Origin of the sequence: Rhodococcus sp. IEGM1339, assembly GCF_050321925.1 — a bacterium.
Taxonomy (GTDB): Bacteria; Actinomycetota; Actinomycetes; order Mycobacteriales; family Mycobacteriaceae; genus Rhodococcus; species Rhodococcus pyridinivorans.
Window position 1 is genome coordinate 13,961 of sequence record NZ_JBNQFT010000019.1, and the last position, 21,048, is coordinate 35,008.

The window sequence follows — 21,048 nt, forward strand, 5'->3', positions numbered from 1 at the left end:
CACTAGACCGCAGAGCGGCCGGGTCACTGAACCACAGAGCGGCCGGGTGGTCGGGGTGTCGCTACAGCGGCGTGATCGTCGTCGCGACGACGGGACGCGCCGGCTTGGCCGCGGCACCGCAGCTCGCCGGCCGGGCCGGTAGTTCCGAGGTCTCCACCCCGACCTGCCATGCCCGGCCGTCGCGATGACGCACGATCGGCTCGTCCCCGTCCTCGACCGTCACGGCGTCGATCGCGAACTCGTCGATCGCCTCGCGCACCGCGATCTCGGCGGCCTGCCCGGCCGCACCCCAGGTGCTGCGACCCCGCAGGCCACCCGCGTGGACATACCCGTTCCGGGCGTCGCGGACGGCGGCGAGACTGTCGTCCTCGTCGAGCCGCCCGTAGGTGTAACCGGTGGGCAGCATGATCATCGACGGCGCGAAACGGTGTCCGCCGGTGTGCGAACACTCCCACACGTCCTGCCCGAACGCGGCGGTCAGAGCGGCCGCGATCGGGCGCCCCAGCACAGCGCAGCACCGGTCCCGCTTTCCGTGAGCGCACACCAGGGCGATCGGGTCCTGCACGGCCGTGCCGAAACCGGGGGCCGGACCTGCGACCACACGGGGGACGATGTCGAGCAGCTCCGCCGGCTCGGTGATCTCGAGCCGCTCGCACCAGGTGTTCTCCGGTTCGGTGCGGGCCAGCAGGACGGTCCGGGTCTCCCGCACCACGTCGCGGCCGGGTCTCCGGATGAACAGGATCCGCACGTCCGCGGCCTTCGCCCGGGCGGACAATTCGTCCGACAACTCGGCGCCGAGGGCGGTGCCGTCGAGCACGTCGCGGCCCCAGCCCGTCGGCACCTCGAGGCACACGTAGCCGGGCGCGGTGGCCGCCGTACCGGGCAGCGGCTCGTCGAGTGCGGACAGCGCGGAACAGGTGGGGGCGGAGATGGTGGTCACGCGGACATTGTGGCCCGGACACCCTCGTGACGGCCCGGCACCGCGCGGTGACCGGTCAGCCGCGGCGAAGAACCCGCTGTGCCGCACCGCCCCACATCCGCAGGAATCCCTGCGACAGGTACGCGAAACTGCCCAGCGCCAGCACCCACTTGGTGAGGCTGACGGTCGAGGCAGCCCGGACCGTCCGATCGTCGATCCGGGTGCGGTGATCCAGCAGGTACAGGCCGACGGCGTTCTCGACGTAGTCCCCCGCCGCGGCGACGACGGGCGCCGCCATCAGGATCCGACGCGTGCTCGGCAACAGCGGGCGGTGTTCGTCGAGCGATCGTGCACCGGCCCGCAATGCGATCGCGAAGGTCGCCGGATGGACCATGTCCCAGTAGTAGTGCTGCCGGTAGCGCTCGATCTCCTCAGGACCGAGATTGTCGAGGATCTTTCGGTACTTCGCGGCCGAGAAGGTGGTCTGGAGGGTGCCCACCGTCGGGGCCGTGGAGCCGAGAACCCGACCGATGTTCGCCTGGGACACGAGGAAGACTGCGGTAGCACCGATGAGGAAGCGGTCGGCCCGGGTGAGTGTCATGCTCGTGATGCTAGAGGCAGAGAATCCGCGACTCTACGGAAGGGAGACTCGTGCAGATCACCGGAGCAGTCCTGGAGGAGATCGGACGTCGACGGAGGTACGAGGAGTCCACCCCGCTCAGCGTGGACCTTCTCGAACTCGACCCACCGGGCCCGGGTGAGGCGCTGGTCGAAATCGAATGCGCCGGTGTGTGCCACTCCGATCTGTCCGTCGTCGACGGCAACCGGCCTCGTCCGGTTCCCATGCTGCTCGGGCACGAAGCGGCCGGACGCATCGTCGAACTCGGCGACGACACCACCGGATTCTCCGTCGGCGAGCGGGTCGTCATGACCTTCATGCCCCGCTGCGGTGAGTGCGAGGGCTGCGCGAGCAACGGCATCCGCCCCTGCATCCCGGGATCGGCCGCGAACGCGGCGGGAACCCTGCTGTCGGGCGCCCGGCGGCTGCACCGCGACGGGAACGACGTCCACCACCATCTGGGAGCATCGGCCTTCGCGACCCACGCCGTCGTCGACACGCGGTCGCTCGTCGGTGTCGGCGACGACGTCCCCGCCGAGGTCGCCGCGCTGATGGGTTGCGCCGTGCTGACCGGTGGCGGTGCGGTCGTCAATACTGCTCGTCCTCAGGCCGGGGACACGCTGGTCGTCGTCGGTCTCGGCGGAGTGGGGATGGCCGCGCTGCTCGTGGCGCTGGCCCACGACGACGTCACCGTGATCGCCGTCGACACCTCCCCGGACAAGCGCGATACGGCCCGGTCGCTGGGAGCCGAACGCGTCCTCTCACCGGACGAGGCCGTCGAACAGGGCGTGAAGGCGCGGCTGGTCATCGAGGCCGCGGGGAGCGTGCCCGCGCTCGCCACGGCGGTCGCGCTCACCGGACCGGGAGGCACTACGATCACTGTCGGCTTGCCCGCCCCCGACGCCCGGCTCGAGATCTCGCCCACCGCTCTCGTCGGCGAGGGCCGCTCACTGGTGGGCAGCTACCTCGGATCCGCCGTCCCGGCCCGCGACATCCCCCGCTTCGTGGACATGTGGCGCGAGGGGCGACTGCCGGTCGAGCGACTCGTCACCGACCGTCTGCCGCTGGGTCGGATCAACGAGGCGATGGACGCCCTGGCCGACGGAACCGCCCTCCGTCAGATCCTCACCATGGACTGACCACGAGCCCTACATATCAAGCTCAGATGCCGTAGTCCACGACAGTCACTCAGATGTCGTAGTCCACGACAGTCACTCAGATGTCGTAGTCCACGACAGTCACTCAGATGTCGTAGTCCACGACAGTCACTCAGATGTCGTAGTCCACGACGACCGGCGCGTGATCGCTGATCCTCCGGTCCGGCGCCGGATCGCGGTCGGTCCCTGCGGAGATCGCGGTCCGGCCCAGTCGCGGCGTGGCGAGGTGGTAGTCGATCCGCCACCCGGAATCGGAGGCGAACGACTCCCCCAGCCACGACCACCACGAGTAGGGACCGTCGACCTCGGGATGATGCCGGCGGACGACGTCGACGAGCGTGCGCGGCGACAACAGTGAATCGAACCAGGCGCGTTCCTCGGGCAGGAAGCCCTCGGCCTGCCCGCGACGCCGCCAGTTGCGCACGTCGTAGCGCGTGTGGGCGACGTTGAAATCACCCATGATCAGGAACTCCCGCCCCTGGGCGCGCGCCGCGAGTCGGCTACGGGTCAGCTGCCGGGCGAAGGCCGACAGGAACCGCATCTTGCGTTGGTAGCGCATCCCACCGTCCGGTTCGTCGCGCATGCGCCCGGGCTTCTGGAGGTGCGCCGGGAGCCCGCCCTTCGGCAGGTACAGCGACGCCACGGTGATCGGTGCGTCGGCGAGATCCACCTCGACGTACCGCCCCTCGTGGGCGAACTCGGACAGTCCGCGTGCCAGCGCTCCCCGATCGAACTCGATCCGGTCGACGTGTTCCTCACCGGGAAGTCGCAGCAGTGCGGTGCCGCTCCAGGTGCGCACGGCGGCAGGTTCGTGCAGGGTCAGGATTCCGACGCCGTTGCGGCCGGGAAGGGTGCCCTCGTCGTAGGCGAGGTGGTACTTGCCGAAGACTCCCTGCGGGATCGCAGCCGCCGGGGCGCGTACCTCCTGCAGGGCCACCACGTCGGGGTTGCGCTCACGCAACCAGTCCTCGAATCCGCGGCGCTGTGCGGCGCGGATTCCGTTGATGTTGAAGGTCGCGATGCGCACGATCGTCCAGTCTAAGCAACCGTTCGATCCGTGAGGAACGGGACGACGGCCGCTGCGAAATCGCGGGCACGGTCGCGGTGGATGCTGTGCCCGCAGCCGATCTCCCGCACTGAGGCCGAAGGCAGCGCGTCGACTGCCGCCGCCAGCAGGCGCGGGTCGACCATGCTGCCGCGGCGCGCTCCGCGCAACAGCAGGGTCGGAGCGTCGAGGGACGGAAGATGCTTCCACCACACCGGATTCGGCGTGTGAAACTGGGCGACGACCGACGGCGTCATCGAGCGGTCGAAGGCGGTGACCGCGCGCGGGTTGAGCGCCATGCTGGTCGCGGCGTGCCATAACTCCGCGGGAGTCGGGCGGTGGGCCGGCACCTCCGGAACCGGATCCCCCTCCCGCAACGGCAGAGGTGTCTCCTCGAGGACAAGTCGCCGGACGAGGCCGGGATTCTGTTGCGCGACCAGCGATCCCACATGACCGCCGAGCGAGTGCCCGACGAGATCGACGGCCTCGACACCGAGGTGGGCGCACAGGCCGGCGACGTCGGCGGCGAACTCGTCGAAACGGTACGAGGGGGCCCGGCCGCTGCGTCCGTGCCCGCGCAGGTCGACGGTGATCACCCGTCGGCCCGCCTTCACCAGGCTTCCGGCGAACCGGGTCCATGTGCGCCCGTCACCCCCCATCCCGTGCACCAGCAGTACGGGCACGGAACGGGCGGCGGACCCCGCGGATTCGCGGGACGCAGCGTATTCGCGATACGCCAGGGCGACCCCGTTCGGCGCGACGGTGAGGACCGGAGATCTCATGATGCTCGAGCCTACTCAGTCGTAGACGCCCTCCACCCGCCAGCCGTCGGCACCGAAGAACACCAGCAGGGCCCGTGATTCCTCGAGCAGCACCTGCAGACGGGCGGCGCACCGGGCGGCGGCCGGATCCCACCAGTACTCGTCCACCGGCCACGGACCGGCCCATCCGATCACCGTCCAGCTGCGACTTCCCCATCGCAGCCGAGCAGGTGACCCGCTGAGCAGTCCGCGCTCGGTCACCGAGACCGGATTCCCCACGTCGTCGTCCAGCCGGATCGCGGGAGGTGTGTGCAACACCAGCGCGGGAGCCGGGGGCGGGAGCCGGCCCGGCCACGGTGCGTCCGGGTCGGAGTGCGGTATCGCCTCGTCGCCGACGGGCACGAGGACGATCCGTTCGGTGGGTCCCCGGCCGCCGCCGAGCACTCCGATCCGGACGGCGTCCCCACCGAGCAGGCCCTGCACTCGGACGAGCGCCCGACGTGCGCGTTCGTCCTCGTCGCCGACACCGCCCCAGAGCCCGAGCTGCAGCGCGCCGGCGGCCACGACCTCGACCGGTTCGAGACGTAGCAGCACGATTCCCGCCGTGGGCCGGTTCGTGTTGCGGCCGGTGAGCCATCCGTCGAGCTGCCATCGCACACGATCGGCCGTACCCTCGGGGGTGAGCGGCTCGGCGCAGCGCCAGGTGCGCGCGAGTTCCTCCCCGGCCCCGGTGCGTGCCGTCACGAGCAGTCGCGTGCATGCGACTCCCGCTGCCGCGAGCCTGGTGTGGAGCAGTTCGGCCAGTGCGCGACCGGCGAAGGCCGCGGCGTCGACCCGCTCCACCGGCGGGTCGCAGGGCTGCTCGACCGTCAGGTCCGGAGGGATCGGCCGCCCCGACGGGGGACGTTCCGGCAGGCCCCGTGCGCTCCGGTGCGCAGCGACGACGTCCGCGTCGAAGCGTGACGCAACATCGATCGGGGACAACGCGGCGAACGCTCCGATGGTGCGGATACCGAGACGGCGCAACAGATCCACCGTGTCGGCCCGCCGAGGAGCCGCCAGCGCCGGTTCCACCGCGAGATACGAGACCGGCAGCGGCGCCAGGAACTCGGCGCCCCTCCCCGTCGGGACCAGCGCGTTCCGGCGCGCGGCGAGGACCGCTGTGGACAACTCGTCGGCGACACCGACCTGGCATTCCACGCCGTTCGCCGCGACCGCGTCGATCAGGACCTCCGCGGCGGCCTCCTCCGAACCGAACCACCGGACTGCACCGCGCGCGGCGAGGACCACCAGACCCGGGCGCAGCACCTCCACGCCCGGGGCCACCGCATCGATTGCGGCCACCACCACCTCGAACGTCCGCGCTTCCAGGTCGGGATCCGAGCGGGCCACATGCAGTTCCGGGCAGCGTGCCTGCGCCTCACGTCGTCTCAGGCCGCGCCGGACACCCGCGGCCCGCGCCGAGGCCGAGCAGGCGACGACACGATTCGCCGAGACCACCGCCACCGGGACGGTCGCGGGCAACTCCGCGGCGGTGGCGGCGGCGACGGCGGGCCAGTCTGGGCACCAGAGGGCCACGACCCGCGCGGGCGCCCGTCGAGAGGACGAGTCGTTCACCGGACCGCTTTACGGAAATGCCCGTCCTCCAGCCGATTTCGCTCCTCACTCGCCCATTCGACGGCACTGCGGCCGGCGCACACCTCCACGCGGGTGGCGCGCGGAGGAAACGCACGCCCGTGCGCCCGGACCGACAAGCGGGTCGCGCACAGCCGGTCCCGGCCGGGACCGTCCACACCCCGATAACCGTCGACCCGCGCCTCCAGTCGCACGTGTGCACCCTCCCAGCGACCGTCCGTGACCACGAGGACGGACTGCTTGCTCCGCGCCCGGGCGGCGACCGCACGAGCGCGGGACGGCGGCACCGATGCCCCACCGAGCCCCAACACCACCAGGTCGATCCCGTCGAGCAGCACCGCGGCGATCTCCACGGGATCCGGTCCGGGATCGGGGATCACAGCCAACCGGTGCAGACGGGCTCCCATCTCCGCGGCGGCGAGCAGACCCAGCCGGCGCTGACCGATCACGGCGGCGTATCCGCCCGAGGCAGTCACGGACGCGAGCATCCCGAGGAGAAGGGAGGTGGCCCCCGAGACCGAGACGACGCTGCCACGCACCAATCCGCCCTGGGGCAACAGTTCCGCGAGCGGAGCCGGGACGGGCAGGATGCGGTCGGAGGGGGCCTCGACCCGGCCTCGCGCGACGGACTGGACCTCGCCCCGCGCCGGCACTGCCGCGATCCGACGTCGCAACGCTTCGATCCGCTCCGCGCGACCCGCTTCCTCGTCGTCCACCGGAAATTCGGCCACCTCGCCCACTGTCACCCCTGTCATCCGCCTGCCGCCTGACACACACGACCGGCCGACCACGGGGAAGTCGTGGCCCGGCTCGCACTCTATTCGAACATACTTTCGATCCCCATCAAGTAGAACCGACCCGAATCCTTCCCGTCAAGCCGGGAGCACCGCCCCCGACGGTGACTACAGTGCAGCTCACACGTTTTTCGGCCGGGGCGAACACCTCCGATCGACTACTCTCGATCGAGTGGCGGAGCAGGCATGGGCAGGACGGGCCGTAGGACCGGATCACTTGGTGGCCGGTCGATATCGGCTCGACTCCAAGCTCGGCGGTGGCGGCATGGGTGCCGTCTGGCTCGCCCGCGACAACCGTCTGGGCCGCGACGTCGCCGTCAAGCAGGTGATCTCCACCGCAGACCTCGATCCCGACGAGGCCGAGGATCTTCGCCGCCGCGCGCTCCGGGAGGGCCGGGCCGCCGCCCAACTCGCCCACGAGCACGCCATCTCGATGTACGACATGGCTCTGCACTACGGCGAACCGTGGCTCATCATGGAGCACTTGCCGTCCCGCAGCCTGGCGCAGGTGATGAACGTCGTCGACACTCTCCCGCCGTACGTGGTGGCGCAGATCGGCGCGAACGTCGCCGACGCCCTCACCGCCGCGCACGCCGCCGGGATCGTCCACCGCGACGTCAAGCCCGGCAACATCCTCATCGCCGAACGCGGCCGCGACGCCGGCATCGTGAAGATCAGCGACTTCGGCATCGCTCGCGCGAAGGGCGACAACGACCCCGACGGCGTGATCATCGGCACCCCCGCCTATTTCGCACCCGAGGTCGCGCGCGGCAACGATCCCACCGAGGCCAGCGACGTCTTCTCGCTCGGCGCCACCCTCTACACCGCGGTGGAGGGGCAACCGCCCTTCGGCTTCGAGACCGACTCGATCGCGTTGCTGCACCGGGTCGCGCGGGCGGAGATCATCATGCCCACGCACACCGGTCCGCTCACCGAGCCCCTGCTCGAGATGCTCCAGCCCGATCCGGCGCGACGCCCGACGATGGCGCAGGCGCGCGATCTCCTCGCCCGCGTGGTCCTCGGACCGAGCGGATCGGCGGCGGCCCTGCGCGGCCGTCCCATCCAGAACGAGGACGGCACGATCCCGTCGTGGGCACAGCGTTCCGCGCACTTCGCCGAACCCGCACGCCCCCGTGGTTCCTTCGTCGACCGCCCCCTCGGTGCCGCGACGCAGGCCACCGGTGGTCCGAAGAAGTCGGCGAAGGGTTTCGCCCCGGCGGATCTGCTCGACCGCCTGCTCCCGAAGGGCCCCGTGCCCGACAACCCGCAGGACCGCATCGTCGCCTATGCACCCCTGGCGATGGCGGCGATGATCGCGGTGATCCTGGTGGCGTTGCTCGTCGCCGTCATCATCGCGCTGGTCGTCTGATCCGCGCCGGCTGCGTAGTCCTCGTCGATGATTTCGCTCGCGAGCGACGAGAACTGCACGCCGCCGGCATCGGCACGACGAGCACCGGTCACGCTCAGTCGATGCGGCGGCGGTGTGCCCAACGGGTCAGCGCGTTGCGGTTCGACTGCTGCGTCTTGCGCAACACGTTCGACGCGTGCGTCTCGACGGTCTTCACCGAGATCACGAGTTCCTCGGCGATCTCACGGTAGGTGTAGCCGCGAGCGAGCAGGCGCAGCACCTCGAGTTCCCGCGGCGTCAGCGAGTCGAGCTCGGGATCGAGGGGTGGTTCCGGCGCGGCCGACCGGCCGGTGAACGAGTCGAGCACGAAACCGGCCAGACGCGGACTGAACACGGCGTCTCCCCCTGCGACCCGCCGGACGGCGTCGGCCAGATCCGGACCGGAAATCGTCTTCGTCACGTACCCGCGGGCGCCGGCGCGGATGACGGCAATGACGTCCTCGGCCGCGTCGGACACGCTGAGCGCCAGGCAGACCGGCCCGTCCGGGATCCGCTGGAGGACGGCGACGCCGCCGCCGTCGGGCATGTGGACGTCGAGGAGCACGACATCCGGCTTGGTCGCCTCGATCCCGGCGACGGCCTCGGCGACTCCCCCGGCCTCGCCGACGATCTCCATATCGGCCTCGCGCCCCAGTTCGGCGCGCACTCCGGAGCGGAAGACCGCATGGTCGTCCACCAGGAAGACACGATAGGGACGGTTGTTCTCGGTGGCATCGGACGATGTCGCCGGAATCGAAGTCACTGTGTCTGCTCCTCGGGGTGGGGGTCGTTCACCCCCCACTCTAAGGTCGACTCGGTGTCCTGTTCGCGTTCGGTCTCCGTCCGGCCGGCGCGCGGTGCATGGATGCGCACCTCGGTTCCCTTTCCGGGACTCGACTTCACGACCGTCCGGCCGCCGCGACGTTCGATGCGCGCCCGGATCGACTTGGCCAGACCCTGCCGATCGGCCGGCACCTCGTCGGGATCGAATCCGACGCCGCGATCGCGCACGAACACGCTCACCTGATGCGGTTCCACCTCCGCGAAGAGGTCGACGCTGTCCACCCCGGCGTGCTTGGCGGCGTTGACGAGAGCCTCGCGGGTCGCGCCGAGCACGGCGGTCGCGGCCTCGGGGGTCAGATCGCTGTCATCCGGCGCGACGTCACCGACGATGACGGGTTGAACGGACAGACCGTACTGGTCCTCCACCTCACCGGCGATGGTGCGCAGCGTCTCGGCGAGCGAGGTGCTCGGCGTCTCGTCCCCACCGAACAGCCAGCGGCGCAGTTCGCGTTCCTGGCTGCGCGCCAGTCGCACGACCTCTTGCTGGTCGCCGGCCTGCTTCTGGATGAGCGCGAGGGTCTGGAGTACCGAGTCGTGCAGGTGCGACGCGATCTCCTCGCGCTCCTCGTTGCGCACCCGGGCGGCACGCTCGGCCTCGAGGGCACGCCACATCCGGATCCACAGCGGCACCGACAGCAGGGCGGCACCGACCAGCGTGACCACCACGGCGACCAGCGACGAGCGCAGCGCCGCGACGTCGACCTGCGCGATGACCATCACTCCGAGTCCGGTGACGACGAGGGTCAGGCCGCCGAGTACGCGGGCCCATGTGAGGACCGTCGGATGTGCGGGCAGACCGAGTACCGATCGGGGGCCTTCGACGTCGAATTCACGCCATACGAGCGCCGCACCGACGACCACCACGACGATCGGCAGCACCACCCCGGCGGCGCCACCACTGAACAGCCACGAAAGACCCACCGCCAGGCCGATACCCATGAAGGCGAGGCCGATGGCTCGGCGCCGTTCGGGGCCGGTGGGGCGATCGGTGTCGGAGCCCGGGGGCACGAACATCCACAGCAAGCCGTAGGCCGCGATCCCGGACCCGCCGAGGGCGGCGAGCACTGTGAACGCGACCCGCACCTTGGTGGCGTCGATGCCGAGATGGTCGGCGACACCGCCGGCCACACCGCCCACGATGCGACCGCCCACCCGTCGTTCGAGGCGGGGAACGGTCACGGGTAATCCAGGTACCGGTTGCACACCTCGATACTGGCACGGAGATCGCCGGCCCGGCATCGGGGACGAACCCTGATGTCCGGGTTCCGATCGGGCCCTCGGAAATCAGGGTTGGTCCCTGATGTGCCGCGCGCGGAAGCCCAGCAGGATGGGTGCCATGGACACGAGGAGCTTTCAGGACCAGGTGGCGGACATGTGGCGGACCCGCCCCGTGCGTCTGCCGAAGGAGGGGCACATCGCGGGTGTGTGCTCGGGTATCGGAGTGCGCTACGGCATCGATCCCGTGCTGATCCGTGTCGTCTTCGTCGCCTCGGCGCTGTTCGGCGGTGGCGGTCTCGTCCTCTACCTGGCGGCCTGGTTGCTGTTCCCCCGTCACGGCGACCAGGTCTCCTCGCTCGAATCACTCGTCGGGCGAGGCGCGAGCTCGGACTCGACCACCAAGGTCGTCGTGATCCTCGTGGCCCTGGCCATCGCGGCAGGGGCCATCGGTCCGGTGGGTGCGGGTTCGGGCGGTTCCGGATTCATCGGAACGCTCCTGCTGCTCGGCGGTTGGTGGCTGCTCTATCAGCGGCGTCCCGAACCGCCGGTGCTGCCGGCGCCCGAGGGAACCTCCTTCCCCACCCAACCGGCCTTTCCTCAGCCTCCGGTGACGAACCCGTACCACTCCCCGTGGAGCGCACACACCGGTGCATGGAACATGCACGCGGGCCCGGCGGCCACGGAGACACCGGGCGGAGAGGCAGCCGGCACAAAGACAACCAGCACAGCGGCAACCCCGCCTGCGCAGACCACCGACGCGACGGAGGTCCTGAGCACCACCGACGCCTCGGACACCCCTGCTTCGGGCACCGATTCCACAGCGCCCACCGAGACGACTGAGAGGAAGACGTCCCCGATGCCCGACCTACGCAAGGACACCGACCGCAAGGACACCGACGTTCCGCTCCCGGATGTCGACGCGCTCTCCCCCCACCGTTCGGCACCGCCGGCATGGGATCCCCTCGGGGTCGCCCCGTTCGCATGGGATCTGCCCGAACCGGCACCGAAGCACGAACCTGCAATCGTCACGAATCGACGCTCGCGCCTGACCACGACGGTTCTCGGACTGGCCGTGATCGCCGCTGCGGTGACCGGCGCGCTCGGTGCCGCCGCCGACCTGGCCTGGGTGACCCCCGCCCGGGTGGGTGCCGCGGCCCTCGCGGTCGTCGGTCTGGGCCTGCTGATCGGCGCGTTCCTGCACCGCGGGCACGGACTGCTCGTCGTCACCGGCCCCCTCCTCGGATTCGTCGTCCTCGCCTCGATCGCCGGCCCGGTCGACACCTCCAACTGGGGCGACCGGACCTGGGCTCCGACCAGTACCGATCAGCTCGAGTCCGAATACAGCTTCCAGTTCGGGGCGATGACCCTCGATCTGCGGGGACTCGAACTCACCGAGGACCGCACGGTGCAGGTCGACGGCCGGTTCGGCAGCGTCGAGGTGCTGTTGCCGGAGAACCTGGACGTCCGCGCCGACTGCACGGTCGGTCCCGGTGAGATCAGGGGATGCCCCGCCCCCGGCATCGACGGTGGTGCCGACGGAGTCGACGACGGGCCGGTCCTGGACCTGAACGCGAACATGGAATTCGGATCTCTGGAGGTGCGTCGTGGCTGATCACGAAACCGGAACACACACCGAGGATCGGACCGAGCGCACCCGCAAGGGACCGTCGCTCCTGCTCCTGCTCGCCGCACTGGCAGCGCTGGTCGTGAGCGGATGGGCCATGATCGGGCCGTTCTCCGTCGAGTTCCTCGCCGCCGTCGACCTCGGATGGGTCCTGGTGGGCGCGGCCCTGCTGATCGGAGCGGTGCTGGTCTTCCTCCCCAACCGCCGGAGATAACCACCCCCACCTACGCGACGTCCCCCGGACCTGACCGGTCCGGGGGACGTCGTCTCACCGCTTACGGCGAGCGGAAATCACTCCCACTCGATCGTTCCCGGGGGCTTGCTCGTCACGTCGAGCACCACTCGGTTGACCTCCGTCACCTCGTTGGTGATACGAGTGGAGATCCGCTCGAGGGTCTCGTAGGGCAGGCGCGTCCAGTCGGCGGTCATCGCGTCCTCGCTGGAGACCGGACGCAGCACGATCGGGTGTCCGTAGGTGCGGCCGTCGCCCTGCACGCCCACGCTGCGGACGTCGGCGAGCAGCACGACCGGGCACTGCCAGATCTGTCCGTCGAGGCCGGCGGAGGTGAGTTCCTCGCGGGCGATCGAGTCGGCGCGGCGCAGGATCTCGAGGCGTTCGCGGGTGACCTCACCGATGATGCGGATGCCGAGGCCGGGGCCGGGGAACGGCTGGCGGCCGACGATCTCCTCGGGCAGACCGAGCTGACGTCCGACCGCGCGCACCTCGTCCTTGAACAGCAGGCGCAGCGGCTCGACGAGCTCGAACTCGAGGTCCTCGGGAAGTCCACCGACGTTGTGGTGGCTCTTGATGTTCGCGGTGCCGGAACCGCCGCCGGACTCCACGACGTCCGGGTACAGGGTGCCCTGCACGAGGAACTTCACGGTCTCGCCCTTGTCGGCACCCTCGCCGAGCACCTCGGAGACCGCGCCCTCGAAGGAACGGATGAACTCGCGGCCGATGATCTTGCGCTTGGTCTCGGGGTCGGTGACGCCGGCGAGCTCGCGCAGGAAGGTCTCGGATGCGTCGACGGTGACCAGACGGGCACCCGTCGCGGCGACGAAGTCCTTCTCGACCTGCTGCCGTTCGCCCTCGCGCATGAGGCCGTGGTCGACGAACACACAGGTCAGGCGGTCGCCGATGGCGCGCTGCACCAGCGCGGCCGCCACGGCGGAGTCGACGCCGCCGGACAGGCCGCAGATGGCACGACCGTCGCCGATCTGCTCGCGGACCTGCTCGACGAGCGCGTCGGCGATGTTCGCTGCAGTCCAGTCGCCCGGGATTCCGGCGATGTCGTGCAGGAACCGGCTCAGCACCTGCTGGCCGTGGGGCGAGTGCAGCACCTCGGGGTGGTACTGGACACCGGCGAGGCGACGGGCGCGGTCCTCGAACGCCGCGACCGGGGCACCGGCGCTGGTCGCCGTGACCTCGAAGCCCTCGGGGGCCTCGGTGACGCCGTCGCCGTGGCTCATCCAGACGGGCTGCGTCTCGGGCAGACCGTGGTGCAGCACACCTCCGGAGACCGACAGCTCGGTGCGGCCGTACTCGCGCGAGCCGGTGTGCGCGACCGTGCCGCCGAGCGCCTGCGCCATCGCCTGGAAGCCGTAGCAGATGCCGAAGACGGGGACGTCGAGATCGAACAGCGTGGGATCGAGACGCGGTGCGCCCTCCTCGTACACGCTGGCGGGGCCACCGGACAGCACCACCGCGCGCGGGTTCTTCGCCGCGATCTCCTCGACACCGGCCGTGTGGGGCACGACCTCCGAGTAGACGTTGGCCTCACGAACGCGCCGAGCGATCAGCTGCGCGTACTGAGCTCCGAAATCGACGACGACGACCGGTCTGGACTGCTGGCTTTGCGACGACACCCGAACAGTCTAAGCGGCCGCGCCGGGTGTTCCCGACGCGGCCGCTCATCCGATCACTTCCGGGTCGCTACGCGACGCCGCTGTGCTTGACCTCGACGACCGGCAGTCGCAACGCACCGGGTGCGTCGACGGGCACCACGGGGTTCTTCGGTTCGATCGGCGCGATACGACGGTAGGGTTGTCCCTGCTCGGGACGCTGGTCGTCCTCACCCTTGTTGGGCCACAACGACGCAGCGCGTTCGGCCTGCGCCGCGATGGTGAGCGAGGGGTTCACACCGAGGTTCGCGGAGACCGCGGCGCCGTCGACGACGCTCAGCGTCGGGTAGCCGTGGACGCGGTGGTACGGATCGATGACCCCGTGGTCGCGATCGGATCCGATCACGGCGCCACCGAGGAAGTGTGCGGTGAGCGGAATGTTGAAGATCTCACCCCACGTGCCGCCCGCGACACCGTCGATCTTCTCGGCGATGCGGCGCGTGGCCTCGTTGCCGGCCGGGATCCAGGTGGGATTCGGCTGCCCGTGGCCCTGTTTGCTCGTGACCTTGCGGCGGCCGAACACACCCTTGGTCGTGTAGGTGGTGATGGAGTTGTCGAGGTTCTGCATCACCAGCGCGATGATGGTGCGCTCGCTCCACCGGTGCACCGAGAGCATCCGCAGCATCTTCACGGGGTTCCGCACGACCTGCCCGAGGAACTTCGCCCAGCGCGGGGTGCGTCCGTCGCCGTCGGTCATGAGGGTCTGCAGCAAGCCCATCGCGTTCGATCCCTTGCCGTACCGCACGGGTTCGATGTGCGTGTCGGGGGTGGGGTGGAACGACGACGTGATCGCGACGCCCTCGGTGAGCTTCAGACCGGGATCGATCCGCATCTTCCCGGCGCCGACGATCGACTCGGAGTTGGTGCGGGTCAGTTCGCCGACCTTGTCGGACAGTTCGGGCAGCGCACCGGTGTCCTTGAGGTGGTGCAGCAGGTGCTGCGTGCCCCACGTTCCGGCGGCAAGGACGACGTGCGCGGCCGAGTAGGTGCGCCGCCGCTTGCGGACCCACGCGCCGGTGCGTTCGGTGATCACGTCCCAGGTGCCGTCGGCGGCCTGACGGAGATCGGTGACGGTGGTCAGCGGGACGATCTCGGCTCCCGCCCGCTCGGCGAGACCCAGATAGTTCTTCACGAGGGTGTTCTTGGCACCGTGGCGGCATCCCGTCATGCACTCACCGCACTCGATGCAGCCGGTGCGGTCGGGACCCACGCCACCGAAGTAGGGATCGGCGACCGTGCGGCCGGGTTCGCCGAAGAACACGCCCACGGGCGTCTGGATGAAGGTCTCGCCGACGCCCATGTCGTCGGCCACCGACTTGATCACCTTGTCGGCGTCGGTCATCCGGCCGTACTGCACCACGCCGAGCATCCGCTTCGCCTGGTCGTAGTACGGGCTCAGTTCGTCCTGCCAGTCGGTGATGTGCGCCCACTGGCGGTCCTCGAAGAACGGCGCCGGAGGCTTGTACAGGGTGTTCGCGTAGTTCAGCGACCCGCCGCCCACGCCGGCACCGGCGAGGATCAGGCAGTCGCGCAGCAGGTGCACGCGCTGAATGCCGAAGCAGCCGAGCTTGGGCGCCCAGAGGAATCGGCGCAGGTCCCAGCTGGTCTTCGCGAAGTCGGCGTCGGCGTAGCGGCGACCGGCCTCGAGAACGCCGACCTTGTAGCCCTTCTCCACGAGGCGCAACGCCGTGACGCTCCCACCGAAACCCGATCCGACGATCAGGACGTCGTAGTCCGTGACCCGTTGCTTACCCATGGAACCTCCAGCGGCGAGAGTTGTTACCGGCAAGTATGCACTTCGGCGGTGTGACTACAGGCACAGCCCCGACTCTACCCGTTACGTGGAGTTGCACGAAAACGAAGTGCGAGAAAAATCGATGGCCGGTCACCGCGTCCTGCGACGCTGTGACCGGCCATCGGGATGTACCGGGAAGATCCTTATCCGCGGACCGACAGACCGACCTTCTGGAATTCCTTCAGATCGGAGTATCCGGCCTTCGCCATCGATCGACGCAGGCCGCCCACAAGATTGAGCGAACCGGAGGGGTCATCGGACGGGCCGAACAGCACCCGACCGAGGCCCGGTCGCCCGTCCTCGGCGACCCGGACCGCAGCGCCGCGCGGCATCGACGGATGCCCGGCCACGGACGGCCAGTACCAGCCCTTACCCGCGGCCTCCTCGGCGAGAGCCAGGGGCGCGCCGAGCACCACCGCGTCGGCGCCGCACGCGATCGCCTTCGCGAGGTCGCCGGCGTTCTCGATGTCGCCGTCGGCGAGCACGTGGACGTAACGGCCCCCGGTCTCGTCGAGGTAGTCGCGCCGGGCCGCAGCGGCGTCGGCGATGGCCGTGGCCATCGGGATGCCGATACCGAGAGAGGAGGACGTGGTGGTCGCCTGCTTCGTGGAGCCGAAGCCGACGATGACACCGGCCGCACCCGTGCGCATCAGATGCAGCGCGGTGCGGTGGTCGCTGACACCACCGGCGATGACCGGCACGTCGAGCTCCGAGATGAACGTCTTGAGGTTCAGCGGCTCGTCCTCACCGTGGGCCACATGCTCGGCCGAGATGATGGTGCCCTGGACGACGAGGAGATCGATGCCCGCCTTCACGAGCTCGGGCGTGAGAGCGCGCGCATTCTGCGGGCTGACGCGGACCGCGGTGGTCACCCCGGCATCCCGCACCTGTGCGACGGCCGCGGCCAGCAGATCGCCCTGCAGCGGAGCCGTGTGCAGTTCCTGCAGGTAACGGACGGCTGCGCGCGGATCCGTGCTCGCGATCTCCGCGAGACGGGTGACGACGGCGTCGACATCGGCATGACGACCCCACAGGCCCTCGCCGTTGATGACACCGAGACCGCCGGCCTTGCCCAGCTCGATCGCGAAGGTGGGCGACACCAGCGCGTCGGTGGGGTGCGCCAGCACCGGGATGTCGAAACGGTAGGCGTCGATCTGCCAGGCCGTCGACACCTCCTTCGACGACCGCGTCCGGCGCGACGGGACGATGTCGACGTCGCCCAGCTCGTACGTACGTCGGGCCGTGCGACCCATGCCGATTTCAACGAGGTCGCGCACGCGCGCCCCTTTCTCCTCTTGGACGATGCTCCCGTCCTAATCGGAACGGGACCCTGCTGCGAACGCGAAAACTACCGGACCACGTAGTTCGGCGCCTCGGCAGTGATCGTGATGTCGTGCGGGTGGCTCTCCTTGAGGCCGGCGGCGGTGATCTGCACGAACTGCGCCTCCTGCAGTTGCTCGATCGTCGTCGCGCCGGCGTAACCCATCGCTGCGCGCAGGCCACCGATGAGCTGGTGCGTGACCTGCTGCAGCGGGCCGCGGAACGGCACGCGTCCCTCGATGCCCTCGGGCACGAGCTTGTCCTCGGAGAGCACGTCGTCCTGGAAGTAGCGGTCCTTCGAGTACGACTTGGCCTCGCCGCGGCTCTGCATCGCGCCCAGCGAGCCCATGCCGCGGTAGCTCTTGAACTGCTTGCCGTTCACCAGGATCAGCTCACCCGGGGACTCCGTGGTGCCGGCGAGCAGCGAACCGAGCATCGCGGTGGACGCACCGGCTGCCAGAGCCTTGGCGACGTCGCCGGAGAACTGCATACCGCCGTCGGCGATGACCGGCACGCCGTGGGCGCGCGCCACCGTGGACGCCTCGAGGATCGCCGTGATCTGCGGCGCGCCGACACCCGCGACGACACGCGTGGTGCAGATCGAGCCGGGGCCGATACCGACCTTGACCGCGTCGACGCCGGCGTTGATGAGCGCCTCGGTGCCCTCGCGGGTCGCGACGTTGCCGCCGATGATCTGCACGCGGTCGCCGACCTCGCTCTTGAGCTTCGAGATCATCGACAGCACGTTGACCGAGTGGCCGTGGGCGCTGTCGACGACGAGAACGTCGGCTCCGGCATCGACCAGCGTCATGGCGCGGGTCCAGGAGTCGTCGCCGACGCCCACGGCGGCACCGACGAGCAGACGGCCGTCGCGGTCCTTCGTGGCGTTGGGGTGCTGCTCGGTCTTGACGAAGTCCTTGACGGTGATCAGGCCGGTGAGCTTGCCCTGACCGTCGACGATCGGCAGCTTCTCGATCTTGTGGCGACGCAGGAGACCGAGCGCGGCCTCAGCGGTGACGCCTTCGCGGGCCGTGACCAGCGGAGCCTTTGTCATGACCTCGGCGACCGGGCGGTTCTGGTCGACCTCGAAGCGCATGTCGCGGTTGGTGATGATGCCGACGAGCTGACCCTCGTCGTCGGTGACCGGCAGACCCGAGATGCGGAATCGCGCGCACTTCGCGTCGACCTCGGCCAGCGTGTCGGTCGGCTTGCAGGTGACGGGATCGGTGACCATGCCGGCCTCCGACCGCTTGACGGTCTCGACCTGCGCGGCCTGCACCTCGGTGGGCATGTTGCGGTGCAGCACGCCCATACCACCGGCCCGGGCCATCGCGATGGCCATGCGGGACTCGGTGACGGTGTCCATCGCGGAGCTGACCAGCGGGATCCGCAGGCGGATCTCGCGGGTGAGCTGACTCGACGTGTCGACCTGACTCGGGACGACGTCGGAAGCCGCGGGAAGCAGCAGCACGTCGTCGAAGGTCAGACCCAGCATTGCGACCTTGTTCGGGTCGTCACCGCCGGTGTGCACGCGCCCTCCGGTACTACTCATGCGGTTCGGACCCTCCGTGACAGTCGATGGGAGCGGACGGCAGAACCGTCCGACAGCAGGAATGAATGAAGGCTGTGCGCGCTCGTCGCACCGACGGGCGGTTGGAGAGCGGCACGCACCCCTTCATGTTATCTGTTCGGGGAACAAGCTCGGCTCCCACCCTGTTCCCCGATGTTCGTCACATCACCCCGTGTGATTTCACGGCGTGTCCCCTGGCGACCGCTGGCGCAGACCCCCTCGGTCTGCGTACCGTGGAGTCGTGCGTGATCAGTTGCCTCCCGGACTCCCACCGGACCCGTTCGCAGGAGACCCCGACGATCCGTCCGCAGCACTGGACGCGATCGAGCCGGGCCAGCCCCTGGATCCTGCGGAGCGGCTCGCGGTGGAGGAGGACCTCGCAGACCTGGCCGTCTACGAGGCGCTGTTGGCTCCCCGCGGCGTCCGCGGACTCGTGGTGTGCTGCGAGGACTGCCACCAGGACCACTACCACGACTGGGACATGCTGCGGGCGAACCTGCTGCAGCTGCTCGTCGACGGCACCGTCAGACCGCACGAGCCGGCCTTCGATCCGTCCCCCGACGCCTACGTCACTTGGGACTACTGCCGCGGCTACGCGGACGCGTCCATGAACGAGGCTCTTCCCGTCGACCCCTACGGTCTGGATTCCTGACCGACCGTTCCCCACGCGGACCACGCATCACGTCACTTCCACGAACGACCCGGGCCCGACAGCACATGCTGCCGGGCCCGGGTCGTTCTGTACTTCTAGCCGCCTTCCGAAGTGGTCACGGACCCCGGAGCGAAATCTGCTCCCGGTCCGTCCTGCGTCGACCGCGGCGACGATGCCGTCGTCGTCGGAGCGGGGGTCGGGGAAGAAGCCGAGGTCGACGGAGGAGCCTCGCTGGGCACCGACGGACCCGGCGTGCTCGACGGGGGCGGTGGCGCGGTCTGCGACGGCGTCGTGGTGTTCGAAACCGGAGGCGGCGGCGCTTGCAGGATGGTCGGATCCACCGTCGTGGAAGTGGGCGGCACGGTCGTGCCGGTTTCCGCACCGGTCGTCGGGGCAGGCTGCTGCCCATCCGTGCCGGGCGTCGTGACCGGCGGGGGCACGACGGCACCGGGAACCACCGGCACCTCGGGTGCCACCGGCGCTGCCGGCGGCGGAGGCACCTGCGGCACCAACCGGCCGAGTTCCTCGGCGAGGCGTTGCACCCAGTCGCCGAGCGCATCGCGCTCCTCCGCGTCCCGGACGTCGCCCGAACGGGACTCCGCGGACGTCAGCAACTCGCGTGCTTCCTCCGTGTTGCCCTCGGCGATGAGTTGTTCGGCACGCTCCAGGGTCGATGTGGTGGCGATCCGGGCCTCGGTGGATTGCGCCTGCTCACTGAACACGACCTGCTTGACGCCCCACAACGGGTCGCCGGGCTCGGCGCCGTAGGACACGGCGGTCGCGCTGCCGACGGCGATGGCGACGAGCGCTGCTGCACCTGCGAGCGGACGGAGCAACCGGAGTTGTCCCTTCGATCGCGGGCGCAGAGGGGTGACCTCCGGAGCCCGAGCGAGCGTTTCCCGTGGTCCCAGTTCCCGGTGGACGGCGGCGACCACTTCGTCGAGGTCGGGGCCGGCGGGCATCGGTTCGGCGAGGATCTCTGCACGCCAGTCGGCGAGCAGAGTGGCGAGTTCGTACTCCTCGTTGTCCTTCGTCTCGACGAGCCCGTTACCGGAGATCGCATCGATCAGCGCGTCGTCACGACGCACGGCGGCGAGGTCCACGGAGGTTTCGTCGTCGGGAAACTCGTCGTCGAAGCCGTCGCCCGAGAAACGCCCCCTACCCATTCCGCTCACCTGCTCTCGTGACTTCCTTCTTGAGTCTCGCGATGGCCCGGTGCTGGGCCACCCTGATCGCTCCTGCAGTACTACCCACTGCTGCGGCCGTCTCCTCGGCCGACAATCCCATGACGAGACGGAGGATGAGGATCTCGCGCTGCTTCTCCGGGAGGATGCCCAGCAGCTGCTTCATCTGCCGGCCCGCCTCGGAGTTGATCGCGTATTCCTCGGGGCTGTCGTCGAGCGACATCACCTCCGGCACATCCGCCACGGGTTCCGCGCGGTTGCGCGCCGCACTGCGGTGCGCGTCGGCGACCTTGTGAGCAGCGATCCCGTACACGAACGCCATGAAGGGGCGGCCTTGGTCCTGATATCTCGGCAAAGCGGTCATCACGGCCAGGCACACCTCCTGTGCAACGTCGTCTGCAGAGAGCTGGCCGCGCTCTGCAGATCCGACCCGTGCGCGGCAGTACCGCACGACGAGGGGCCGGACACTTGCAAGAACCTGAGCGAGAGCCGCCCGGTCGCCTTGCGCAGCCGCAGCAACCGCGGAGTCGAACTCCTCACCCATAACAGTCATCGATTGCGCAAGTCCTGGCGTTACAGACGGCACCACCCCCCGGGCGGGCTTCCACCTGACCGTGGAACAC

At 69.7% G+C, this 21,048-nt stretch carries 19 protein-coding genes; 5 read left to right on the top strand and 14 right to left on the bottom strand.

Features of this window, described 5'->3' with window-relative positions:
- Positions 1-61: 61 nt before the first annotated feature.
- The gene (locus ACQR3U_RS16755) at positions 62-940 is read right to left on the bottom strand and encodes a sucrase ferredoxin (RefSeq protein ID WP_230810958.1); all 879 of its coding nucleotides are present in this window, start codon (positions 938-940) and stop codon (positions 62-64) included.
- Positions 941-995: 55 nt separating this feature from the next.
- On the bottom strand, positions 996-1,520 hold the full coding sequence (locus ACQR3U_RS16760; protein ID WP_039584858.1) for a hypothetical protein: 525 nt from the start codon (positions 1,518-1,520) through the stop codon (positions 996-998).
- A gap of 50 nt (positions 1,521-1,570) precedes the next feature.
- On the opposite strand from ACQR3U_RS16760, the gene ACQR3U_RS16765 reads away from it, so the two are divergent.
- A complete protein-coding gene (locus ACQR3U_RS16765) occupies positions 1,571-2,677 on the top strand; it encodes an alcohol dehydrogenase catalytic domain-containing protein (RefSeq protein WP_019288569.1) in 1,107 nt (368 codons plus the stop codon).
- Between the two features lie 130 nt (positions 2,678-2,807).
- On the opposite strand, the gene ACQR3U_RS16770 is transcribed toward ACQR3U_RS16765, so the two are convergent.
- From ACQR3U_RS16770 to ACQR3U_RS16785, 4 genes are read right to left on the bottom strand one after another with little or no spacing between them, the layout of a single operon-like run.
- Positions 2,808-3,722 (bottom strand): exodeoxyribonuclease III, encoded by a 915-nt coding sequence (locus tag ACQR3U_RS16770; protein WP_230810959.1) that lies wholly within the window; start codon positions 3,720-3,722, stop codon positions 2,808-2,810.
- An 11-nt stretch (positions 3,723-3,733) separates the two neighbouring features.
- Positions 3,734-4,522, bottom strand: coding sequence for an alpha/beta fold hydrolase (locus tag ACQR3U_RS16775; RefSeq protein WP_230810960.1), 789 nt, complete (start codon positions 4,520-4,522; stop codon positions 3,734-3,736).
- Between the two features lie 15 nt (positions 4,523-4,537).
- Complete coding sequence (locus ACQR3U_RS16780) at positions 4,538-6,118, bottom strand: DNA polymerase Y family protein (protein ID WP_037216093.1); 1,581 nt, start codon at positions 6,116-6,118, stop codon at positions 4,538-4,540.
- Positions 6,115-6,876 carry a hypothetical protein gene (locus ACQR3U_RS16785; protein ID WP_006550087.1) on the bottom strand — a complete coding sequence of 254 codons (762 nt, stop codon included), beginning with the start codon at positions 6,874-6,876 and terminating at the stop codon, positions 6,115-6,117. The genes ACQR3U_RS16780 and ACQR3U_RS16785 overlap by 4 nt, the downstream gene beginning before the upstream one ends.
- Positions 6,877-7,150: 274 nt before the next feature.
- Between ACQR3U_RS16785 and ACQR3U_RS16790 the strand changes: the two genes are divergently transcribed.
- Positions 7,151-8,299, top strand: coding sequence for a serine/threonine-protein kinase (locus ACQR3U_RS16790; protein ID WP_230810961.1), 1,149 nt, complete (start codon positions 7,151-7,153; stop codon positions 8,297-8,299).
- Between the two features lie 94 nt (positions 8,300-8,393).
- On the opposite strand, the gene ACQR3U_RS16795 is transcribed toward ACQR3U_RS16790, so the two are convergent.
- Positions 8,394-9,080, bottom strand: a complete 687-nt coding sequence (locus tag ACQR3U_RS16795) for a response regulator (protein ID WP_006550085.1) — start codon at positions 9,078-9,080, stop codon at positions 8,394-8,396.
- Positions 9,077-10,399, bottom strand: coding sequence for an ATP-binding protein (locus tag ACQR3U_RS16800; protein WP_230810963.1), 1,323 nt, complete (start codon positions 10,397-10,399; stop codon positions 9,077-9,079). The genes ACQR3U_RS16795 and ACQR3U_RS16800 overlap by 4 nt, the downstream gene beginning before the upstream one ends.
- A gap of 97 nt (positions 10,400-10,496) precedes the next feature.
- On the opposite strand from ACQR3U_RS16800, the gene ACQR3U_RS16805 reads away from it, so the two are divergent.
- Together ACQR3U_RS16805 and ACQR3U_RS16810 are read left to right on the top strand one after the other, a co-directional pair.
- Entirely contained in the window at positions 10,497-11,990 is a 1,494-nt protein-coding gene (locus ACQR3U_RS16805) for a PspC domain-containing protein (protein ID WP_230810964.1), read from the top strand.
- On the top strand, positions 11,983-12,216 hold the full coding sequence (locus ACQR3U_RS16810) for a hypothetical protein (protein WP_006550082.1): 234 nt from the start codon (positions 11,983-11,985) through the stop codon (positions 12,214-12,216). Before ACQR3U_RS16805 ends, ACQR3U_RS16810 begins: the two co-directional genes overlap by 8 nt.
- Before the next feature lie 77 nt (positions 12,217-12,293).
- On the opposite strand, the gene guaA is transcribed toward ACQR3U_RS16810, so the two are convergent.
- The 4 genes from guaA to guaB all read right to left on the bottom strand — a co-directional run bounded on the left by guaA (position 12,294) and on the right by guaB (position 18,571).
- Positions 12,294-13,868 carry a glutamine-hydrolyzing GMP synthase gene (gene guaA, locus ACQR3U_RS16815; RefSeq protein ID WP_006550081.1) on the bottom strand — a complete coding sequence of 525 codons (1,575 nt, stop codon included), beginning with the start codon at positions 13,866-13,868 and terminating at the stop codon, positions 12,294-12,296.
- A 67-nt stretch (positions 13,869-13,935) separates the two neighbouring features.
- Positions 13,936-15,660, bottom strand: a complete 1,725-nt coding sequence (locus ACQR3U_RS16820) for a GMC oxidoreductase (protein WP_230810965.1) — start codon at positions 15,658-15,660, stop codon at positions 13,936-13,938.
- 182 nt (positions 15,661-15,842) lie between these two features.
- Entirely contained in the window at positions 15,843-16,976 is a 1,134-nt protein-coding gene (locus tag ACQR3U_RS16825) for a GuaB3 family IMP dehydrogenase-related protein (protein ID WP_094980202.1), read from the bottom strand.
- Between the two features lie 71 nt (positions 16,977-17,047).
- On the bottom strand, positions 17,048-18,571 hold the full coding sequence (guaB, locus tag ACQR3U_RS16830; protein ID WP_230810966.1) for an IMP dehydrogenase: 1,524 nt from the start codon (positions 18,569-18,571) through the stop codon (positions 17,048-17,050).
- 259 nt (positions 18,572-18,830) lie between these two features.
- Here guaB and ACQR3U_RS16835 point away from each other — a divergent pair, with 259 nt between their 5' ends.
- Positions 18,831-19,241 (top strand): DUF5319 domain-containing protein, encoded by a 411-nt coding sequence (locus ACQR3U_RS16835; RefSeq protein WP_006550077.1) that lies wholly within the window; start codon positions 18,831-18,833, stop codon positions 19,239-19,241.
- A gap of 95 nt (positions 19,242-19,336) precedes the next feature.
- Here ACQR3U_RS16835 and ACQR3U_RS16840 read toward each other — a convergent pair whose 3' ends face one another.
- The gene (locus ACQR3U_RS16840; protein WP_230810967.1) at positions 19,337-20,407 is read right to left on the bottom strand and encodes an anti-sigma-D factor RsdA; all 1,071 of its coding nucleotides are present in this window, start codon (positions 20,405-20,407) and stop codon (positions 19,337-19,339) included.
- Positions 20,400-20,978: a sigma-70 family RNA polymerase sigma factor gene (locus ACQR3U_RS16845; RefSeq protein ID WP_230810968.1), complete on the bottom strand. Its 579-nt coding sequence runs from the start codon at positions 20,976-20,978 to the stop codon at positions 20,400-20,402. Before ACQR3U_RS16845 ends, ACQR3U_RS16840 begins: the two co-directional genes overlap by 8 nt.
- Between the last annotated feature and the right edge of the window lie 70 nt (positions 20,979-21,048).

Excerpts from the sequence above, each read along its gene's own strand:
- ACQR3U_RS16760 (WP_039584858.1), bottom strand. The coding sequence starts at position 1,520 with ATGACACTCACCCGGGCCGACCGCTTCCTCATCGGTGCTACCGCAGTC.
- ACQR3U_RS16775 (WP_230810960.1), bottom strand. The coding sequence starts at position 4,522 with ATGAGATCTCCGGTCCTCACCGTCGCGCCGAACGGGGTCGCCCTGGCG.
- ACQR3U_RS16800 (WP_230810963.1), bottom strand. The coding sequence starts at position 10,399 with ATGCCGGGCCGGCGATCTCCGTGCCAGTATCGAGGTGTGCAACCGGTA.
- ACQR3U_RS16805 (WP_230810964.1), top strand. The coding sequence starts at position 10,497 with ATGGACACGAGGAGCTTTCAGGACCAGGTGGCGGACATGTGGCGGACC.
- ACQR3U_RS16820 (WP_230810965.1), bottom strand. The coding sequence starts at position 15,660 with ATGGGTAAGCAACGGGTCACGGACTACGACGTCCTGATCGTCGGATCG.
- guaB (WP_230810966.1), bottom strand. The coding sequence starts at position 18,571 with ATGAGTAGTACCGGAGGGCGCGTGCACACCGGCGGTGACGACCCGAAC.
- ACQR3U_RS16840 (WP_230810967.1), bottom strand. The coding sequence starts at position 20,407 with ATGGGTAGGGGGCGTTTCTCGGGCGACGGCTTCGACGACGAGTTTCCC.
- ACQR3U_RS16845 (WP_230810968.1), bottom strand. The coding sequence starts at position 20,978 with ATGACTGTTATGGGTGAGGAGTTCGACTCCGCGGTTGCTGCGGCTGCG.